The organism is Nitratireductor sp. B36 (assembly GCF_020833685.1).
Lineage (GTDB): Bacteria > Pseudomonadota > Alphaproteobacteria > Rhizobiales > Rhizobiaceae > Nitratireductor.
On sequence record NZ_JACKZY010000003.1, the window covers coordinates 866,461 to 884,641 of the forward strand.

At 58.5% G+C, this 18,181-nt stretch carries 22 protein-coding genes; 3 read left to right on the forward strand and 19 right to left on the reverse strand.

What is annotated here, in order from left to right:
* Positions 1-7: 7 nt before the first annotated feature.
* The 16 genes from H7H48_RS15955 to H7H48_RS16030 all read right to left on the reverse strand — a co-directional run bounded on the left by H7H48_RS15955 (position 8) and on the right by H7H48_RS16030 (position 13,879).
* Entirely contained in the window at positions 8-865 is an 858-nt protein-coding gene (locus tag H7H48_RS15955) for a hypothetical protein (RefSeq protein WP_229450011.1), read from the reverse strand.
* A 256-nt stretch (positions 866-1,121) separates the two neighbouring features.
* Positions 1,122-1,379, reverse strand: a complete 258-nt coding sequence (locus H7H48_RS15960; protein ID WP_229450012.1) for a hypothetical protein — start codon at positions 1,377-1,379, stop codon at positions 1,122-1,124.
* Positions 1,380-1,643: 264 nt separating this feature from the next.
* Positions 1,644-3,938: a DNA polymerase gene (locus H7H48_RS15965; RefSeq protein ID WP_229450013.1), complete on the reverse strand. Its 2,295-nt coding sequence runs from the start codon at positions 3,936-3,938 to the stop codon at positions 1,644-1,646.
* A 196-nt stretch (positions 3,939-4,134) separates the two neighbouring features.
* Positions 4,135-4,533 carry a hypothetical protein gene (locus H7H48_RS15970; RefSeq protein WP_229450014.1) on the reverse strand — a complete coding sequence of 133 codons (399 nt, stop codon included), beginning with the start codon at positions 4,531-4,533 and terminating at the stop codon, positions 4,135-4,137.
* A gap of 288 nt (positions 4,534-4,821) precedes the next feature.
* Positions 4,822-5,130 carry a hypothetical protein gene (locus H7H48_RS15975; protein ID WP_229450015.1) on the reverse strand — a complete coding sequence of 103 codons (309 nt, stop codon included), beginning with the start codon at positions 5,128-5,130 and terminating at the stop codon, positions 4,822-4,824.
* On the reverse strand, positions 5,130-6,812 hold the full coding sequence (locus tag H7H48_RS15980; RefSeq protein WP_229450016.1) for a toprim domain-containing protein: 1,683 nt from the start codon (positions 6,810-6,812) through the stop codon (positions 5,130-5,132). The genes H7H48_RS15975 and H7H48_RS15980 overlap by 1 nt, the downstream gene beginning before the upstream one ends.
* 2 nt (positions 6,813-6,814) lie before the next feature.
* Positions 6,815-7,165, reverse strand: a complete 351-nt coding sequence (locus H7H48_RS15985; protein WP_229450017.1) for a hypothetical protein — start codon at positions 7,163-7,165, stop codon at positions 6,815-6,817.
* Positions 7,162-7,524: a hypothetical protein gene (locus tag H7H48_RS15990; protein ID WP_229450018.1), complete on the reverse strand. Its 363-nt coding sequence runs from the start codon at positions 7,522-7,524 to the stop codon at positions 7,162-7,164. Before H7H48_RS15990 ends, H7H48_RS15985 begins: the two co-directional genes overlap by 4 nt.
* Positions 7,521-7,763 (reverse strand): helix-turn-helix domain-containing protein, encoded by a 243-nt coding sequence (locus H7H48_RS15995; RefSeq protein ID WP_229450019.1) that lies wholly within the window; start codon positions 7,761-7,763, stop codon positions 7,521-7,523. The genes H7H48_RS15990 and H7H48_RS15995 overlap by 4 nt, the downstream gene beginning before the upstream one ends.
* 71 nt (positions 7,764-7,834) lie before the next feature.
* Positions 7,835-8,698 (reverse strand): prohibitin family protein, encoded by an 864-nt coding sequence (locus H7H48_RS16000; RefSeq protein ID WP_229450020.1) that lies wholly within the window; start codon positions 8,696-8,698, stop codon positions 7,835-7,837.
* A gap of 100 nt (positions 8,699-8,798) precedes the next feature.
* Positions 8,799-9,290 carry an N-acetylmuramoyl-L-alanine amidase gene (locus H7H48_RS16005; RefSeq protein WP_229450021.1) on the reverse strand — a complete coding sequence of 164 codons (492 nt, stop codon included), beginning with the start codon at positions 9,288-9,290 and terminating at the stop codon, positions 8,799-8,801.
* A 297-nt stretch (positions 9,291-9,587) separates the two neighbouring features.
* Positions 9,588-10,085 (reverse strand): hypothetical protein, encoded by a 498-nt coding sequence (locus H7H48_RS16010; protein WP_229450022.1) that lies wholly within the window; start codon positions 10,083-10,085, stop codon positions 9,588-9,590.
* Positions 10,086-10,174: 89 nt separating this feature from the next.
* A complete protein-coding gene (locus H7H48_RS16015) occupies positions 10,175-10,801 on the reverse strand; it encodes a hypothetical protein (protein WP_229450023.1) in 627 nt (208 codons plus the stop codon).
* A gap of 13 nt (positions 10,802-10,814) precedes the next feature.
* Positions 10,815-11,123: a hypothetical protein gene (locus tag H7H48_RS16020; RefSeq protein ID WP_229450024.1), complete on the reverse strand. Its 309-nt coding sequence runs from the start codon at positions 11,121-11,123 to the stop codon at positions 10,815-10,817.
* A gap of 51 nt (positions 11,124-11,174) precedes the next feature.
* Complete coding sequence (locus tag H7H48_RS16025) at positions 11,175-13,682, reverse strand: DNA-directed RNA polymerase (protein WP_255663942.1); 2,508 nt, start codon at positions 13,680-13,682, stop codon at positions 11,175-11,177.
* Positions 13,682-13,879, reverse strand: coding sequence for a hypothetical protein (locus H7H48_RS16030; protein WP_229450026.1), 198 nt, complete (start codon positions 13,877-13,879; stop codon positions 13,682-13,684). The genes H7H48_RS16025 and H7H48_RS16030 overlap by 1 nt, the downstream gene beginning before the upstream one ends.
* Before the next feature lie 492 nt (positions 13,880-14,371).
* Between H7H48_RS16030 and H7H48_RS16035 the strand changes: the two genes are divergently transcribed.
* Positions 14,372-14,953, forward strand: a complete 582-nt coding sequence (locus tag H7H48_RS16035) for a YqaA family protein (protein WP_229450027.1) — start codon at positions 14,372-14,374, stop codon at positions 14,951-14,953.
* A 9-nt stretch (positions 14,954-14,962) separates the two neighbouring features.
* On the forward strand, positions 14,963-15,469 hold the full coding sequence (locus H7H48_RS16040) for a disulfide bond formation protein B (RefSeq protein ID WP_229450028.1): 507 nt from the start codon (positions 14,963-14,965) through the stop codon (positions 15,467-15,469).
* 42 nt (positions 15,470-15,511) lie between these two features.
* Here the strand turns inward: H7H48_RS16040 and H7H48_RS16045 are convergent, their stop codons facing one another.
* Together H7H48_RS16045 and H7H48_RS16050 are read right to left on the reverse strand one after the other, a co-directional pair.
* On the reverse strand, positions 15,512-16,069 hold the full coding sequence (locus H7H48_RS16045) for an HNH endonuclease (RefSeq protein WP_223021645.1): 558 nt from the start codon (positions 16,067-16,069) through the stop codon (positions 15,512-15,514).
* 129 nt (positions 16,070-16,198) lie between these two features.
* Complete coding sequence (locus H7H48_RS16050; protein WP_229450029.1) at positions 16,199-16,846, reverse strand: DNA-3-methyladenine glycosylase; 648 nt, start codon at positions 16,844-16,846, stop codon at positions 16,199-16,201.
* Positions 16,847-16,934: 88 nt separating this feature from the next.
* Between H7H48_RS16050 and gluQRS the strand changes: the two genes are divergently transcribed.
* Positions 16,935-17,825, forward strand: coding sequence for a tRNA glutamyl-Q(34) synthetase GluQRS (gene gluQRS / locus H7H48_RS16055; RefSeq protein WP_229450030.1), 891 nt, complete (start codon positions 16,935-16,937; stop codon positions 17,823-17,825).
* Here gluQRS and H7H48_RS16060 read toward each other — a convergent pair.
* Positions 17,809-18,099, reverse strand: coding sequence for a hypothetical protein (locus H7H48_RS16060; protein WP_229450031.1), 291 nt, complete (start codon positions 18,097-18,099; stop codon positions 17,809-17,811). The two genes, gluQRS and H7H48_RS16060, sit on opposite strands and share 17 nt — an antisense overlap.
* Between the last annotated feature and the right edge of the window lie 82 nt (positions 18,100-18,181).

Below are 18,181 nucleotides of genomic sequence, written 5' to 3' on the forward strand. Positions count from 1 at the left end.
GTCGTTCCTATTCCTGTCCGGGAACCCAGAGGCTCACGGTGTGTGTTTCAAAGTCGTACTCTGGGTGTAGGAGGATGCGGGCCAGACGTGCTGACTTCAGGGCATCTGCCTCGGTAAGTCCCGCCTTCTCGTAGTTGCTAACAACGGCTTCCCAGATCGAGCATGGTCCAGCGTCGTGCCACTTCACCGTCTTCTGACCCTTACGGGCACCACGTGTGATGATCCCCTCCTTGGGGACCAGACGGACAGGCTCTTCCACAATGCGGAGCGCTCTTGCCTTTCCGATCCCAGGACACCCGGCGTAGCCGTCCACGGCATCCCCAGAGAGGGTCTGGGCGTAATGAGACTTGGCGGCTTCCAGTGGCGTGATGCGCCTGATGATTGGCTCACCGGAACTGTCATCATCCAGTAGCTGGTAGTGCTCACCTGGGATGGTGGCGAAGTCCTTGTCCCGACCAACCACTATGACGCGGGTGTCTTCCGGCCAGTCTGGCTTTGTTGCCATAAGGCCTATGATGTCGTCGGCCTCAAGGAAGGCGAAATGTTTGGCTCCGTACTCAAGCCTCAGATAATCCTTGAGAGGACCGAGGAGGAGGGGCCTAACCGAATCCTTCCGGTTCGACTTGTAGGTTGGGTCTACCTTCAGTCTCCAGTTGTCCTGTGTGGGACACGATAGGAAGAACTGCATCTCGGTAGCCCTGAGCCGCGTCTTGAGGCGGGCGATCATGTTGTCCAGGACGGCCTCACCTTCCCATCGGCGGGCAAATGGCTCGATCATTCCGGTTGGGGATTCAACGGTGTGCTGACATGCGGCGGCGGCTCGGAATGCCAGTGTGTCCCCGTCCACCAGGAGGAGGGTCTTCATAGGCCTAGCCCCACGCCGAACCCAGGTCCGATCTTCAGTTTCCCCGAGCCAAGGTCAATTCGCGGCCCCATGCAGAAGCCTACGCAGAGCTTGCTCTTTGGCTTCTTCACCTTGGTGGTAGGCCGTGCGACCTCGGGTGGTCTCACCACCTGATCCGATCCGACTGGCTTCCGTGTTTTCTGATCACACCCGGTTAGGAAGACCGTCGAGAGGATCACAAGGATAGCTAGGATGAGGCTGATACGTGCAAACATCCTCAGACCTCCTCACCGTTCCACTCGTAACGGACATACTCGAAGTACCCGTCAACCATCTCGGTCAGGACCTCAGTGTCCTGATACTTGACGGTGAAAAACACAGCGATGATGAGGCACCCCAGTGCCGTAGCCGGTATGCAGTAGAGAAGTGCCAGGCGGCGACCGAGGGTTGGGGCTTCCTCCAATTCCTGATCAGCCATGCCCAACTGAATAAGGAAGACCGACATGAGGTAGAGGGCGAAAACGAGAAGGCTCATGGTTTCTCCATAAGGTTCCGATTGCGATAGGCGGCGATACCCTCAAGGGTGATGTGCCAAGACCGCGACAATGACTGGCCGTCTGGGGCGATCACTGTGATCCACCCAAGGGATGCTGCGACGGCGATGAAGGGAGCGCGTTCGCGCGAGTAGTTTGATGAGATGGAGGGAGGCTCGTACCAGGCGCGGTCAACCACCTCCCAGACCTCATCAGGGATGTCCCCGAAGTAGCCACCTGTGCCGGAAGATCGTGAGCGTCCTACCTTAGTGGCAGTCTTTCCAGTTTCTCCCTGTCTTGCCGTCCGTGTCGAGTGCTCCTCGGAAGCCGATGGACGCCGCGACGTTCTGCATGGCCTGCTTGGAGGCTTCCTGGATGATTGCTCCATGGGCCTCTTCTCTGTGCTCGAATTGAAGTTCGTCGTGTACCCAGGCCATCTGGCCGTAGTCCACATCGCGTACAAGTGCGTAGTGTTCTCTCAAAAGACGGTCGGTTTCCAACATCCACTCCTTACACACAATGGCACCACCACCTTGCAGTGCCTGGTTGATGGTTACGTGTGGTGAGCGGATATAGAGCTTGCGACCATCCAAGGCCTTGATGAACCCATAGGCCTTGGCCTCTTCCTGGAGTTCCTTCTTGAGGTCCTTCAGGCCATGAATGCCTTCGAGGAATGCCTTGGAGACCTGTTGACCTTTCACCACATGGGCGAGGGTCTTTGTGTCTGGCATGACGAACTTGCTTCGCAGCGTCTTCCTCAGCCAGTTGACATAGTTCTTGGCGGCTGGGCTGTTTGCCAGCTCTTCCCACATTTCCTCAGGAACCCCAACTGAGAGCCCCAAGAGGAGGGCACCGGCTCCGTAAAGGAATCCGTAGGTGACCGTCTTCGTGTCCGCTCTGGAGAGGCCAGTGATCTTGGCGTTCTCCGAGTGGATGTCGAGACCGGGTGTGGAGACCCTACGGGCGAACTCCCCGCCGTCAAATGGCTCAAGGTAGTGGCCCAGTAGTCGAAGCTCCAGGCCTGAAGCATCAACACCGGTCTGCCACCACCCAGGCCTACCTGGCCTGAAGAGTGATCGACTCTCGATGCCGAAGCCACCTTTCCACCCCAGTATAGGGACTTCACGCTTCTCACCGTTCGGGTCTTCCACCTTTTCCATGGAGACCGAGGGGACTTGTCCAAGGTTTGGATCAAAGTGGGCACCTCGGTGAGAGACTGTCCCTAATGGGTCCATACGACCGTGGAGACGGCCATCTTCGGCGCATAGGTCAATCCAGCTCTTCTTACCATCCGCAAGCTGGCCCAGGGTCTTGGAGACCACCAGGAACTCCAGAATTGTCTCCTTCAGGTCCTCAGGTAGGATCGATGGTGGTATGGAGCGGATGGTGGTTTCGTCCACCTTGGCCTGGTCGCCATTCTTGCCTCCAAACTCCAGAGGCTTCCACCCGAAGACGGCCTGAAGCCTGTCGCCAAGATGCTGTCTGGACTTGGGGTTGAAGCTCGTCCAGGTGACTCGGACAAAAGGTGCATCCGGCGAGTAGTGGCACTGAGGGGGGCCGACATAGGGTGTCAGCTCCTTACCCGTCTTCTCGGAGAAGCGCCGCACCGTGACATCCGGGAACTGCTTCATCTTCTCGGAGTATGGCCGTGCCGGTCGATGTCCTGAGGCGGTGTCATCCAGTGGCTGCCACCATGAGCCGAACACATCTACGAGGCGCTTCTCTAGTTCCCGTTGCCGGCTCTTCAGGTTACCGGCCAGCTCAATGGCCTGATCCCTGTCAAAGCCATAGCCGCGCCGCTCCTGGTCGTTGATGTGCTCCCAGACGCGGTGCTCCAGATCGACGCTACGTTCACTCCAATCGACACCTTTGGCCGCATTACTGGTACCGTTCAGGTGGCCCTGGATGAGGTTCCAAAGCTCGTGGGTGACCTCCACGTCCTGTTCGCAGTATTCCTGCATCGGGAGGTTCCAAGACTTCCAGGGGTCCAGGCAGGGCTTGCCCTTGGCATCTATAGAAGCCAACACCCTGGCCCACTCAGGGACCTTCTCAAGGTCTCCGTGCTCCTGGTATTCCTTGGATAGGGCCTTCACGTCAGACGAATATTCGCCCTTCATTCGTCCCATCCGGTAGCCCCAGGCTTCGAGCTTCTGGGCACCAATGAGCTGACCTGGAAGTGTACCCTTCCGCCACCTCGGGAAGTCCAGCTCCTTGAGCTTGTCCACCGGCCAGATCATCTTGGCCATGATGAGGGTGTCGCGCTTCTGTGCCCTTGGCTGAAACCACGGGTAGAGGTGCTGGAGGACGGGCAGGTCGTATGAGAGGATGTTGTGACCGGTTAGGCAGAGCTTGTCCGGTTCAGCCAGGTCCATGATGTACTCAAGGCCAGACTTGAGGTCCAGCGCATACATTTTGTCCGGGAAGTCCCGGTCGAAGTGTTCCTCATCGTCGGCGCAGCTATAGACAGTCCCCGTCTCAAGGTCCTTGATGACTAGGGAGTGGAGGGTGTCTACGTCTGGGAGGAGGCCGTTCGTCTCAATGTCGAAGGCCAGCCGGATCATGAGAAGTACCTCGGGAGGCGAGATACCGTCTTCACGTATTCTTCGGCGTCTTCGTAGGTAGATGCGTAGTGTACAGGCCACCAAAAGATATGGGTGCCAAACAACCTGAAGCTCCTGAAGACGGCAATCTTTCTGTGTCCCCACTCGGAGCCAGTCGCGTCGATCTTCCAACGGGGAGGGACATATGGGGCGTCCATCATGCGGGGTCCTCCATGCTCATGGCGTTCTCCCTCGTGATGAAGGAGGAGCGCTTCCTGGCGACCTCCACCAGGGCATCCGGGTCCAGGTGTGGGTTGTAGATGGAGGCGCCTCGATACCTGAACCACTCGTGCGTCTCGTGAAGCTCTGCCGCTTTGATGAGGTCGAACACAGCGCCAACCACTTCCTGGCGGCACATATGTGGGGAGAGATACCTCTTGCCTGACTTCCACGGTGTCCGGGTGCCATCCCTAAGGTAGCTGTCTAGGGAAGCATCGGTCTCGGTGGTGACCTCAAGCTGGAGATAAGGACGACCGAAGTCTGCCTTGAGGTGGACGATCCATCCTGGCTTGTAGGTGATGGAGCTGACGATCTCTGAAAGCTCTTTTGGCGTCATTCCTCATCTCCTTGCTTGTGGCAGTCGCAATAGGCGCACCTGAGGCGCGGCCAGGCTCGACACCCGGAGGTCTTCTTCAGGTATTCCTCGGGATACTCTGCTGACCCTCGATGCTCTTTAGGCATCAGGACCAACTCGGCAGCGATACGTCGCGCCTGCTTGTGGATTGGATGCACGGGTCCGTCCCTTGGTGGCATGAACCCGATGAAGCCCTGATGGTCCGGGTTGAAGCTGTCTTCGTGGATGTCAAATGGTGGTCGGTCGGTCGGCCAGATACCCTGGTCCCAGTCAGACCTCGGTGTTCTCGTGGACCTTGAACTGTTTGCGTCGTGCTGCTGCGTTGATGGCGCTCTGTAGTCGCCCGAGCCAGCCGACGATCTTGTCTCGCGCCTGGGAGACTGGGAGCTTTTGGGCATCGTCGAGTTCCGCTGAGTCTTTGTATTCCTTGAGGGACCGGTAGTTGATCCCATGGTGGAGGAGCGCGTCATATGCGAAGTTGAGGAACCCTACCCAAGCCTGGGCCAGCGTTAACCGGATGCCAAGCGTCTCAACGTCCTTGCGGACCTCTGCAAGCTCCTTCTGAAGTCTCTCGCTCACTAGTAGTCACCTTGAACTTGACCGAAGGCTGGGGCCTCCTTGTCGTCTTGTGTTGGATATGGCTCGTCGGTGGCTAGCTGGCGACCAATGTCCTCGTGCCATTTGAGGATGTCGGCCACGCCGGTCTTGCCCACGTGCCGGTTCTTGAGGATGCGCTGTAGGGTAAGGTCCGGTCGCTCACCCTGCTGGTCCCGCTCATAGGCGTGGACACCCATGGAGAAGTTCGCCACACCGGCAGACCCACGGATGTTCTTGAGGCTGATCTGTCCACCCTCCTCGAAGGCCTTACCATCACCTCGATTCAGGTGGTGGGTGATCTGGAGGTTGGCCCCTGTCTGTTTCACCAACCGGGCAAAGCTGTAGGAAACTTTGTCCAGGGCCTTACGCTCATCCGCAACGTCTACTGCCGCGACGATGAAGGATAGAGGGTCGATGAAGACCACCTTACAGTCTAGACCCTTGACCATGTAGCGGATGTACCGCTCCAGCGCCTCGAATGACCACTCAGCCACCTCCGGGTCGAACAGTTCAACCAGTCCGGCCCCAAAGACACTGGCATGGAGCGTACGAAGCTCCTCCTGTGGGAGTGGGTCTAGGTGGAGGCGGCGGTTGGCTCGTACGGACATTAGGTCGAGCTGTGCCTTGCGCCGCGTATCCTCGAAGCGCATGACGCCGAACTTCACGTTGTTCTTGAGGAGGTGCTCCATGATCTCAACGATGATGGAGGTCTTACCTACACCCGTACCGGCCACATGGTAGATGACTTCCTTCTCGCGGATACCGCGTGTCATCTCCTGGACCTTCGGCCATGGGTAGGTGCAGATGGTCTCGGCCTCGGGCTCATCCATGTCGGTGATGCAGAGGGCCGCGTTGACGATGCCATCCGGTGCCCAGAGGGTTGCTCCCCAGACTGCCGAATAGACCTCGCCTTCCTTGCCCGCCTGGAGCATCTCGGAGGCGTCCTTGAAGCCTTCGACCTTGATGGTCTTCACCTTGCCAGGTTCAAACAGGCCAGCCGCCTCAGCGACCACGCTCTGCCCTGGTTCGTCGTTGTCCATCCAGAGGATGATTTCCTCGAAGCGGTCGAGCCACCGGTAGTTCGCCTTCAGGGCATCCACAGCGGAGCCTACACCTGCCGGGATAGACACCACGGCCATCTTGAAGTTCGTCGCCTGGGCGACCGAGAGCATGTCCAGCTCGCCTTCCGTGATGACCACCTTGCGGTCAAACTTGTCGCCCCAGATGTGCTGCCCGAAGAGCTGACACATCTTTGGCTGAGGAGCGTCGTCTACCACGGGGGTGAACCAGAAGTTCTTGTCCTTGTCGCGGAACTTCTGAAGCACCATCTCGCCCTTCTGGTTGAAGTAGGGAGCGACGTGGCTGGACTTCCCGCCCTGCTTGTTGACGAAGTACCCGGCGCGACGGAGGGTATCGATCTTGATGCGGCGGGACTTCAGCCCTTCCCGCATGTGGTCCTCGGTGTAGGGAATGGCTTTTCCGCTGGCCTCGACCTTGCCGAAGCCCTCGCTGTCTGTCTCTTCCATGTCCCGACCTTTTGTCTTCAGGCCACACCCTGGGGTGTAGCAGAACTGGTGACCATCAGCGTAGGTCGCCAGGTTGTCCTTGGAGCCGCAGTCTGGGCAGCGGCCCTTGGAGATTACGGTGTCGCTGCCCTCCCTCACCGCTAGTCCTCCTCATCGTCCTCGAAGTAGCCACCCTCTTTCAGGCTATCGTGGTACCATTCCCAGTTATCCACGCCGCCGCCTTGGAGGCAGTTGCGCCACTTCTGGGCATCAAGGAGGCTCTCGTATTCCTTCTTGGTGATGGTCACGATGTCTTCGGCGGTCGTCTGTACGACCTCATGCTCGTCCACGGTCCACCCCTGGATGCACCCGGCGTCCCACTCCTCGCGGATCCAGTCTGTGGCCTCGATGCGCTCCTTGATGTCCTTGTCGGAGGGCTTTGAGTCGAGGACGAACATCCAGTCGTCCCCGCTCTCTGTGGTCCCGTAGACCACCCAGACAGTCTTGCTCATGAGAGGTACCTCGCGGCTTCCATTCGGTGTCGTGCCACGGCCTTGGCCTCATGTGGGAGCCGGAAGCCGTCCAGCTTCATCAGGGAAGACAGGCAGGCGTCTGTGGCGAGGTAGGCCTCTGGGTCCCACCCGGCGTTGATGCGTGTGCGAACGTCGAAATGGAGGACCGACATCTCCACCTCATCCGGTCCCGGAAGATCGTATGGTCCCGCATAGAGACGCGGAGGCCAGCTTGGCATGAAGCCTACCTTGATGCTGCCACGGTTCGAGCCCTCTCGTGGGGTCGGAAGCATCGCCGTTGGGAGGGACCCCAGGAGGCGCTTGTCGTTGTGGTAGTCGTAGACTGGTACGCGCTTCATTCGGACACCTCCACCCAGTAAGCCTTGTAGCGGGTGCCGCCGAAGTCGCGCTTCCACTCGGACTTGATGTCGAGGCCCAGCTTTTTCAGCTCGGAGATGCGCGTGGTGACCTCCTGGACGTTGAGCGTGTTGATGGCCACCTGGCGGGAGAGCTGTCGGCCTGTCATGAGGTAGTCGTAGACGAGGCGCTGCTGAGGACCGAGGTTGATGATGGTCGCGTCATTGAGGGAGTTCTGCATGTGGCTGCTTCAGCCTCCATTGTGGTGGTGGTGGTGGACGAGGAGCATGAGGATGATGAGAAGGACGGCGGTCATCGCTGGAGAGACAGCATCGGTACGGAGCTGGTCGGGAGCATCGTGGTCGGAAGCACACCGTTCCATCTCTCAGCCTGCGTGAGGGCCACCAGTCCGGGATTGTCTCGGAGTGCGTCACCACGGGCCTTGATGGCGTCTGCCTCGGCATCACCCTTGATGCGGATTGCCTCGGCCTGTGCTTCTGCTTCTGCCCGCACGGCGTCTGCCTTTGCCTTGGCCTGCGTCACGGTGATCTCGGCCTGGACCTTCTCACGCTCGGCGTTCTGCCGGAGCTTCTGGACCTCAACCTCGGCCAACATGCGCTGCTCGATGCTCTGCTCGTAGGCGTCGGAGAAGTCGATATTCTCGATCTGTACGCTATCGACCGTGATGGGTCCGCGCACTGCCTCCTGGATGGCTGCTGCAACCTCCTGATTCAGCCGCGCCCGCTCCTGGATGGCCGTCACCGCGTTGAACCTGCCGAATACCGTCTTGGCCTCTTCTCGTACCTGGGGGTAGAGAAGTCGGGAGAGGAGTCCATCGACACCGCCATAGTCCGAGTAGACCTCCCCGACCCGATCCGGAGGGATACGGAAGTTGACTGAGAGGCCGATAACGGCTGGCTGCTGGTCGCGGCTATAGGCCGGGAGGCTGGAGTCACCGGTGAAGGAGACCACCTGGGACTGCACCGAGATTTCCACAACGTCTTCGATCCACGGGGTCTTGAACCCAAGACCTGGCTCGGCGGTACCGATGAGGGCACCATTGCGGAGTAGAACACCTCGCTCGCCCTGATCGATGGTGTACCAGGAGCCGAAGACCACGGTGATGGTGATGATAAGGGCGAATACTGACGCGATGCCCGCGAAGATAGCTCTCATTTGCGCTTCCCGTTCTTGAGTGTGATGTTGTTCAGAAGGAACCAGATGCCGGTGGCCATTACGCCCGCCACCGAGAGGGCACCGATGAGTATGAGGAGTCTCATAGGACGATCCCCTGTGCGTACAGCTTCAGGTCCTCCCGGAAGAGGTCCATGTCGATTGGAGGGCAGGGTGGCGTGTCTCTGCGTCGATACCTTTGAACCTCAGAGTGTCCGACGACCTTTGCGCCCGGATACTTCTGGAGGAGCTGATGGCACCGACCGAGCGCCTTGATGCGTTGATCTCGGGTGAAGTTGTCCACGCCGATCCCGCCTATCTCCTCACGTCCTCCCACCAGGCAGATGGAGACTGACTCCAGGTTCAGGCCTGGTGTGTGGGAGCCGATTTGATCGACCGGGCGGCACTCCACCTCGGTACCATCTCGCTCGATGATGTAGTGGTACCCGATAGACAAGAGGCCCATCTTGAGGCCCTGCTTGTGGGCGAGGACGGCCCACCTGGGAACATCCTCAATGTTGCAGACCTCTGGAAGGGTATGGCTATCGTGCAGGATGATGAGCTTTGTGCTCTTCCGGTCCTTGTAGCGGATCATAAGCGACCCTCGACCTTGCTTTGGGCCAGCTCATCAATGAACTCCCGAAACTCGGGCCAATCTTCCAGCTTTCCAGCCAGGAAATCCTGAAGGAAGGTCTGACACTCCCAGGCCTCAACCTTGTTGGCGGCAAACATGAGAGCAAGCATGAGGTGGCGGTTGGCTTGATGGTCACCGTGGGGCGACCCCCCGGTGGCCTCGAAATGAGGTGGACACATAGAATTTAACTCCGGGAACGGAACATGAACATTGTGCTTATACGGCTAACTGGGGAGGAGAGGATAAAATTCCTATCGTTTACGCAGCGATGCCCAGCACTTCTTCAGGTTTCCGCTTCGGACCTGGCTCGTTTACCCACGTTTCCGGTATGATTTTCACGGCCCACTTGAAGCCGTGCTTCTCGGCCCACATGGCGTAGGTCGTTTTGGAACCCTTCACGATCTTGTCGTGTGGGCGTTGAAACACGAAGCGGATGTCCAGGTCGGGATATTGGAGGCTTATGAGGATGTGCTTGGCACGGTCCTTGGGCTCCAGCTTGCCCTTGGTTTCGGCTATGATGCCGTTATCCAAGAGGTGGAAGTCTGGGGTATAGGTCCGCCGCGACTCAGGGACCACATACTTGATCTTGATCGACTCAAAGCCGAACCTAACCCCACGGCTCTCCAGGAACTTAGCGTTCATCTCTTCGAGGCCGGACCTGAAGCCATACCTCAGGCCGACGCTCTCAGATGTTTTGGGCGTATGTGCCCATTGCGCCTTCTTCCGGGATCGCCAATTACCTTTGGCTACACCCATCAGTCATTTGATGCAGGTGAGCATAAGCACCAGGAACCCGGCAGACACAGTGAACCCTATGATCGCGAATATGATCTCCCGGTCCTCCATCAGTAGTCGCCCCCGGTGTCGTCCTGGGAGCCGCTGTCCGGTGCCGAACCGAAGCCCTGGTCCTCTACGCCTGCCTCGAAGCCTCCCTCAACCGCGCCAAAGCCACGGGAAGAGGCAGAGCCCTGCTTGAGCTTGATGATCTGGACCTTGGCGAAGTCCAGCCGCACACCGGCCTGCTTGGAGGAGACCATGACAATGGGGCGCATGGAGAACATGATGCGACCGATTGTGCCCGACCACACCTGGACCTCGACAACCTTGTCCTTGGAGTCGCGGATTTCGATCTTCACGTCCTTGAAGCCGGACTCTTCCTTGGCCGACTTGATCTTGGCGTTCTGCTTGAAGGTGAACTTGGTGCGACCGGTCGGGTTGCCCTCGTCGTCCTCCTCATCCTCGAAGGGTACGTAGACTGACCACTTCTTGGCCTCACCCGGTTTCATCTCCTGGGTGTGTTCCGCCAGGGCCGCCTCAGCCGCTGCCGTGATGATCTTCTTCAGAGCCTCGACCTCGGGTCCTTCACCGAGGCCGTCAACATGGTACAGGCCATTCTCGTTGAACTCGGTGTCGGGCTTGTTGATCCACGGATGGAGGAACTCAAGGGAGGGGCTGATGTTGAACTGTGCCATGTATGTGGTCTCCTCAGATGATTGCGTGTTCTCGGACGCGGAGGCCAGCGAAGTCCCTGAGGGCCTCCATCTGGACGTTGGACTTGACGTGGTGTGGTGTGTCTGCGTGGAGGATGCGGTGACCAAGCCGGTACAGTTCTTCAGCGTTCATACCGGTTCGTTCCGACATCACGGCGAACAGAACAGCCGTCCCGGCTGCTAGCAGCTCACCCTTCTCATGGTTGGCACCATTAAGCAGTGCGTGGGCGACGTGAGCAACGCGGTCGCGGGAGACCATGTGCAGTTGCGTACGGTCGATGCGAGTGGACAATTCGTTGGCCATGCGGATACTCCTTTTCTAGTACGACCCTATTAATGTGCACATGCGTAGAATTTAGGCGAAGAAATAGGAGCTGTTATGGATTTGCCCCAAATCGAGGCTTCCTGGTGCTGGGGCCTTCGGCAGTTTTGCGCCCGATCCGGCAACGGCGAAGCAGGACAACCGAAAGTTCTCCAGGACCGGCTCCTCGTAGGTCTCGATGAAAGCTTGTCTGAGGCAGGCCTCTAGGACGTACATATCCGCCGCCACGGTGCCGTAGGCATCATGGATGGTTGTGATGCACTCCACGCCGTTGGCCTTTGCGAAGTTGACACAAGTCATGAGTGCTGAGGCATCCATAGAGTGTACGAAGTTTGGAGCTATACCTCTAGCCTGATCCTCTGTTGAGAGTGCGGAGGTTATCTTCCAAGTCTGTAGGTAGACACTCTGCCCATCTAGACGAGTCCGCACCCTATCAGCCTCGGATTTCCCGTAGAAGTGTCGGACGTAAAAACCTGCTGGTGTTCTCCACCATAAGGGGAGACCCTGTTTTGATGCCTCAATTGCACACTTTTGAAGCCAGTCCATGACCTCTCGCGCCCGGACGACCACGCCCTCAACCGCTTCCCATACGTACGGTACGATCCATGTGGTGGCCTTAGCCCTATCCTCCTTCGGTATCTGCTCACCATTTGGGTCATTCTTCTTCAGCCACTCCATGATGTACCCGAAGTAGGCGTGGCGTGTGCCACCATATGGAAGGATCATGACTGGCCTCTTCGTGAATGACCTCGGTGCGTTACCCTCGAAGACCCTAAGCCACTGGATGGCGGTAGGGTCTGATGTCTTCGCCTTCAGTGCGAGGGTTAGGATGTCGGCCACTTCCTGGTAGATGTCCCTGGGCTTCTCTCCCGGTACTAGGTTCACCGAGGCTCCACCCTCTTCGTCCAGGACCATTGCGGAAAGATGCTGGATGCCATTGCAGGTCCCATCAACCCGGATCGGGAGCGAGCTAATCATTCCTTCCCCCTCATCGAGCCAGCGGACCCACTCGAAGACTGCTGCAAGTCGCTGCCAGTGGTCGTCGTCGTCCTTGTCTCCCAACCAGCGCCGGTCACCTAGAGGGTCATCCGCTATGGATCGCCACATGGCCTCTCGCGCCACCACCCAGTCGATGCGCTCGGAGAAGCTGACCTTATCGACACCAAAGCAGTTGGCGAGGTGGACGGCCAGCCATCCAGCATCCTCCTTGGTTACTGGCTTCCCTCGGGCGAACGTCAATAGGCCCCGGTGGAGGTCTTCCCCCTGAGGGCTAAGGTCAGAAGGGATGGGGTACATACGGCCTCGGAAGTCGAGCATGTGTGGGAAGTAGAACTCGGGCTCATCCTTGAAGCGTTCGGCCACCTGGAAGGCGCGGCGATATGCGATGAACCTTGAGACCCGTTTTGCATTACGGGTCCTGGCCTCGCCTGCCCGCTTGGCCCACTCTGCGTATTCAGGTGTCCCTTTCACGACACCTTCGGGCCTGGGCTCAACGAACTCCTCACCCTGGCGTGGCAGTCCCGCGATGGCTAGGTCCTTGAGCCATACTTCGCGGGCGACATCCAGGACCCTCTTGTTGATCCGCCACGGGGTAGACTGTACCGCATTGATCGCGGCGTAGACCCCTGGCATATCGAGACCCTCGAACTCCTCCAGTGCCCACTGCCTCTGGTCCTCGTTGTGCGCCTTGAAGCGGATGAGGAACGGCGTCTTGACGAATGGCGTGAAGTACCCGCCTTCGCGGGGCCCCTCCCAGTCCAGAGGCGGGATGAGGGTCGGAAGATAGACCGGCGCATGTACCAGCTCATCGTCCATAGCGGAGACCAGCCACCTTGCCAGTTCTGGGTCTGGCTCCAATACATAGGGGCGCTTCATATAGACCCCACCCTTACCCTTCTTTGGCTCCCAGCTTGGGTCTGTAGTAATGGTGAAGCGACCGGTGGCTTGGATGACGCAGTTGATTAGCTCAAGTCCGACCCGTTGGCGCTCCTCCTCGGTCCACCCAATCCATCCAAGTTCGTCCCTGATGTGCTTGTTGAAGAGGGAGATTTGTGAGCGTCGAATGTGGGCCGAGTTGGAGCCGCGCTTCCGGTAGTGGGCCTGGGTGGCTTTCCAGTCTTTAGGGAGCCATTCCTCCCACATCTTACAGCGGGCTTCATGCTCACACCACGTTCCTATCTCTACAGCTATTGAGAGGATGTAGCGCTTCTCGATGCCCAGCATCCGTAGGATTGACTTGAGGGCCACGACTGCCGCTGTATCCGCATCGAGTTCTTTCAGACGCGGTAATGCGATTGGACGTACACCCCGCTTCTTGCTCGCCTCCCTTACCCACCTGTTGATCTCCTCGGAGACCGGGATGACCCACTCCTGGAGTAAGCTCCGGTAGGGCCGCATACGGTTCATGTCCTTCTTCTCTTTGGCCTTCTTGATCCGGTCCCTTATGCGTTCGGTTCCGAGGGCGAGCATTTCCTTCTCCAACTCCACCTGGTCATCGTAACGGTCATGGAGATGTGGAGCCGGTGCAACGTGGATAGTCATTAAGCAACCTCGGTCAGTAGGCCTTCAATTTCGGTCTGAGTGAGTTGGTGCAGGCGCACACGTACGCCCAGCACCTTGGCAAACAGGACGACCTGGGGAGGGACATATTTGTCCCCAGAGGTGAACCCCTTCCGGGCTTCGATTTCGAGCCAGCCCTTCTGGAGGGCGTCAGCTAGGAGAATGGAGTGGATGCCCATTAGTTTGTGATCCTCCTGGTCTTGCGAATGATGACGCCGGTCCACCTGCATTGGCGGGTTTCGACGCGCCACCAGACACCGTTCTCATCGACCCCAATGAAACTGTAGAGGAGGAGCATTGCCTCCCAATTGGTCTCGTCTGGGAGGTGACAGGCGGGCACTTTTTGTGTGGCATTTCTCTGCCACATAGAGCGAACGACCGTGTGAAGATGCGTATAGATTGTCCGAAGCATATGGCGGAAAGCTCCGTGGTTCTGGATGGGGATTGTGTGGTAGTGCGTAGAGAGGGGAGGCGCTTTTGAGTCGAGCGCGTCTACCAATTCCGCCACAGGGGCCCGCCGCGAACGGACGAACAGGTTGCGGACTATACGGGGAAGCGGGCTTGCGTCAACACTTCACGTCGCAAATCCTCACGCTTGTCACCTCTTTCACCATCGCCGTTGCGCCAAGGGGCGCCAGCGGTTAGACAAAACACCTCACCGAGGGCCCTCCATGCTTCGCAAACTCTATGACTGGACCATGTCGCTCGCTGCCACACGGCATGCGGAGAAGGCGCTCGGCTCCGTGTCTTTCATTGAAAGTTCGGTCTTTCCCATCCCGCCCGATGTTCTGTTGATCCCAATGGTGCTCTCGGAGCGCGCAAGATGGCTTCGTTATGCGTTGATCTGCACCGTGAGTTCCGTTCTTGGTGCGCTTCTCGGATATGCAATCGGCGCCTTTCTTTACGAAACGGTCGGGCAGCCGATCCTGGCCTTCTACGGCAAGGAAAATGCATTTGAACAAGTGGCCGGCTGGTACAATGAATGGGGTGGCTGGGGGGTGCTTTTCGCTGCCGTCACACCATTCCCCTACAAGGTGTTGACCATTTTTTCAGGCGCTACAGGGCTCAACCTTGCGGTCTTCGTGGTCGTCTCGATTCTCGGTCGCGGCCTTCGATTCTTTCTGGTCTCCTGGCTCCTCTACAAGTTTGGCGCCCCGATCCGGACGTTTATAGAGAAGAACCTTGGCCTTCTTTTCACCCTTTTCATGGTTTTGCTGATCGGCGGCTTCGTTACCATCCGCTATGTATTCTAGAGGCCCCCAATGTCCCTGACCGCTCCCACCGGTGCCACACAAACCCTGAGTGCCGGCTTGCTTTTTTTCGGTTTGGCCGCAACCGTGGGCACGGCGCTCGGCTTCGAGCATATCGGTGGCTACCTTCCCTGCATGCTGTGTCTTGAGCAACGTACGCCCTACTATATTGGCGTGCCGCTGATGCTGCTTGCGGTTCTGGCTTCATGGCTGAAGGCGCCTCCGCTCATCACGCGCGGGCTGTTGCTGATCGGTGGTGCGTTGATGCTCTATGGAATGGCGCTTGGGGTTTATCATTCCGGGGTAGAGTGGAAATGGTGGGAAGGCCCGGCCGATTGCGGTGCCGGCGCGTCCAGCCAGAACCTTGGAGGCAATCTGCTCGACCAGTTGAATGCGGTGATTCCCCCATCCTGCAGCGAAGCCGCAGGCCGTTTTCTGGGGCTCTCATTTGCCGGCTGGAACGTGCTTGCGAGCGCACTTTGGGCCTTCGTGGCACTGCGGGCGGCATTCAAGCGCTAGTGCTTCATTCTTCCTGGAAGGTTTTAGGTGGCTCGCTCTCTATCAGGGCTCGAGCTCGACATCCCAGTAGAGATAATCCATCCAGCTTTCATGCAGATAGTTGGGCGGGAAAAGTCGGCCATTGTTGTGCAGGTCCTGCACGGTGGGCCGGAAGGGCTTTTGCTGCGGCCACATCTTTGCACGGGAGGGCATGACGCCACCCTTTTTTAGATTGCAGGGCGAACAGGCCGCGACGACATTTTCCCAGGATGTGACGCCACCGAGGCGGCGGGGAATGACATGGTCGAAGGTCAGGTCTTCACGGGTGCCGCAATACTGGCACTGAAAACGGTCGCGCAGAAACACGTTGAAACGCGTAAACGCAGGGTAACGCGACGGTTTTACATAGGTTTTGAGGCTGATCACGCTCGGCAGCCGCATCTTGAAAGATGGGGATGAAACCTGCTGGTCGTATTCGGCAACAATGTTGACCCGGTCGAGGAAGACTGCCTTGATGGCATCCTGCCACGACCACAGTGACAGGGGATAGTAACTGAGCGGTCTGTAGTCCGCATTCAGCACCAGAGCAGGCATGCTGTCTGGCGAAGCCGCGATCGTCACGTCCTTGAAGCTCCTTCAACTGGCCAAGTCGATCGATGCGGATACTGTAAGCCTGCCGTGACAGGAATGTGAAGCGCATATTTTGCTTTATGACACGTCAAACATCTGGATTTTCGCAGTTTTTTTCCTCTAACGCGGCAAGGGCGCTGCTTCCTGCCCCTTCATCTGGCGATAATAGGCCCAAAACAGGCGGGCGGCGACGGCGCGAAGCGGCGCCCATGATTCGGCAAGCCTCGCCAGGCCTTTCGCATCGGGCCGATCCGGCAGAGACAAGGCATCGGCCACGGCAGCCTGCAAAGCCACGTCGCCAGCCGGAAACACATCAGGATGACCAGCGCAGACAAGAAGATAGACCTGAGCTGTCCATGGGCCAATTCCATGGATCGCCGTGAGGCGGTCGACAGCTTCCTCGGCTTCAAGTGCGCAGAGTGTTTCAAGATCGAGACCATGCTCCAGAACAGCCCGCGCGAGAGCCACAATGGTACGCTGCTTGGCGCGGGAAAGACCGGCGACGATCAGGGGCGCTTCGCCTGCTGCGGCAATCGAGGCTGGCGTGAGCGGGTCGATCAAACCGTGTAGTCGCGCCTCGATGGCGTCGGCGCTGGCACGCGAAACCTGTTGGGATATGACAATGGAAACAAGACTCGCAAAGCCGGGCTCCGTGCGCCGCAGAGGAATATCACCAGCACGGTCGCGCACGGGCTGAAGGCGGGGGTCGAGTGCGACAAGGCTCTCAACGGCTCGCAAGATATCCGCATCAGTCTCTATGCGTTTCATCGTATTGGTGTGGCCTGTCCTTGCCGCGCGCGAAAGAAAGCCGTAGCAATCGTCACATGCTGACCGCAACCCGATTCAAGCATCACTCATGACACGACCGGTCTTTCGGTTCGCACCGAGCCCAAATGGTCAACTCCATCTTGGTCATGCCTATTCGGCACTCCTGAACCGGGACATGGCTCGGGAGGCGGGCGGACGCTTTCTTCTGCGAATGGAAGATATCGACGTGACCCGCTGCACACCCGAATTGGAGCATGGCGTGTTGCGTGATCTGGCCTGGTTGGGACTTCACTGGGAGGTGCCGGTGCGCCGACAATCAGATCATTTTGACGATTATCGTGCCGCGCTTGATCGACTGATCGATGCAGAGCTCGTCTATCCGGCGTTCATGACCCGGGGAGAGGTGCGGGCGCGCATCGCCGAGCACGAAGCTATTGGCGAGCGTTGGCCGCGCGATCCGGACGGAGCGCCGGTCTATCCTGGAGAGGACCGCCATATGAGCTTACGGGAGCGTCAGGCTCTGATTGACGAGGGCGCGCCTTTTGCATGGCGGCTCGATATGGCAGCGGCCATCGCGCATGTCGGAACCACGCTTTGTTGGGAGGAGACGGGTCAGGGACCCGAAGGGGAGACAGGCCTGATACATGCAAGGCCCGAGACATGGGGCGATGTGGTGGTTGCGCGAAAGGAAATCCCGGCAAGTTATCATCTATCGGTGGTGGTCGACGATGCGCTGCAGGGCATCACACATGTGGTGCGTGGGCGCGATCTGTTCCACGCAACTGGCGTGCATCGTGTGCTTCAGGAACTTTTGGGTCTGCCGGTGCCGCGCTACCACCACCATGACCTCATTCTTGACGATGACGGTCGCAAGCTCTCGAAGAGCCGTGGCGACACCAGCCTTGCCGCATTGCGCGACAGCGGCGCGACGCCGGATGACATTGCGCGGATGATCGGGGTGCCTAGCTCAGCCGCCTAAGAAGCGCCTTGGCCACGACCAGGATCAGAAGCACCGCGAAAGCACCACCCAGACCGGCGAGTGCACCTTCGGTGAGACTTGAGAAACGAATCCCGTTCCGGTTGGCCAGATAGACGGTTCCGAAGAATGCGGTGGCTATAATCATGGCGGTGCCCATCGCACCGAACCCGTCATCTTTCAGAGCCGCGTTGAGACCGAGCGACAGAAGGTAGGCGATCATCGTGACAGCCACGAGGGCAAAGATCAGCCAGCTGGTGTCCAGTTTCATCAACATTTGCGTACTCCCGGCGGCGCCATGGATCACTTCTATTGATCCTAAGATGGAAATGTTTCGCTTTCCTTGCTGGCATGGGGGC

Coding starts and splice junctions, on each gene's coding strand:
- H7H48_RS15990 (WP_229450018.1), bottom strand. CDS start 7,524: ATGAAGCGCGTACCAGTCTACGACTACCACAACGACAAGCGCCTCCTG.
- H7H48_RS16060 (WP_229450031.1), bottom strand. CDS start 18,099: ATGTTGATGAAACTGGACACCAGCTGGCTGATCTTTGCCCTCGTGGCT.
- H7H48_RS15960 (WP_229450012.1), bottom strand. CDS start 1,379: ATGAGCCTTCTCGTTTTCGCCCTCTACCTCATGTCGGTCTTCCTTATT.
- H7H48_RS15995 (WP_229450019.1), bottom strand. CDS start 7,763: ATGCAGAACTCCCTCAATGACGCGACCATCATCAACCTCGGTCCTCAG.
- H7H48_RS16005 (WP_229450021.1), bottom strand. CDS start 9,290: ATGATCCGCTACAAGGACCGGAAGAGCACAAAGCTCATCATCCTGCAC.
- H7H48_RS16035 (WP_229450027.1), top strand. CDS start 14,372: ATGCTTCGCAAACTCTATGACTGGACCATGTCGCTCGCTGCCACACGG.
- gluQRS (WP_229450030.1), top strand. CDS start 16,935: ATGACACGACCGGTCTTTCGGTTCGCACCGAGCCCAAATGGTCAACTC.
- H7H48_RS16050 (WP_229450029.1), bottom strand. CDS start 16,846: ATGAAACGCATAGAGACTGATGCGGATATCTTGCGAGCCGTTGAGAGC.
- H7H48_RS15965 (WP_229450013.1), bottom strand. CDS start 3,938: ATGATCCGGCTGGCCTTCGACATTGAGACGAACGGCCTCCTCCCAGAC.
- H7H48_RS16015 (WP_229450023.1), bottom strand. CDS start 10,801: ATGGCACAGTTCAACATCAGCCCCTCCCTTGAGTTCCTCCATCCGTGG.
- H7H48_RS16010 (WP_229450022.1), bottom strand. CDS start 10,085: ATGGGTGTAGCCAAAGGTAATTGGCGATCCCGGAAGAAGGCGCAATGG.
- H7H48_RS16040 (WP_229450028.1), top strand. CDS start 14,963: ATGTCCCTGACCGCTCCCACCGGTGCCACACAAACCCTGAGTGCCGGC.
- H7H48_RS15985 (WP_229450017.1), bottom strand. CDS start 7,165: ATGAGCAAGACTGTCTGGGTGGTCTACGGGACCACAGAGAGCGGGGAC.
- H7H48_RS16020 (WP_229450024.1), bottom strand. CDS start 11,123: ATGGCCAACGAATTGTCCACTCGCATCGACCGTACGCAACTGCACATG.
- H7H48_RS16025 (WP_255663942.1), bottom strand. CDS start 13,682: ATGACTATCCACGTTGCACCGGCTCCACATCTCCATGACCGTTACGAT.
- H7H48_RS16030 (WP_229450026.1), bottom strand. CDS start 13,879: ATGGGCATCCACTCCATTCTCCTAGCTGACGCCCTCCAGAAGGGCTGG.
- H7H48_RS15970 (WP_229450014.1), bottom strand. CDS start 4,533: ATGACGCCAAAAGAGCTTTCAGAGATCGTCAGCTCCATCACCTACAAG.
- H7H48_RS16000 (WP_229450020.1), bottom strand. CDS start 8,698: ATGAGAGCTATCTTCGCGGGCATCGCGTCAGTATTCGCCCTTATCATC.
- H7H48_RS15955 (WP_229450011.1), bottom strand. CDS start 865: ATGAAGACCCTCCTCCTGGTGGACGGGGACACACTGGCATTCCGAGCC.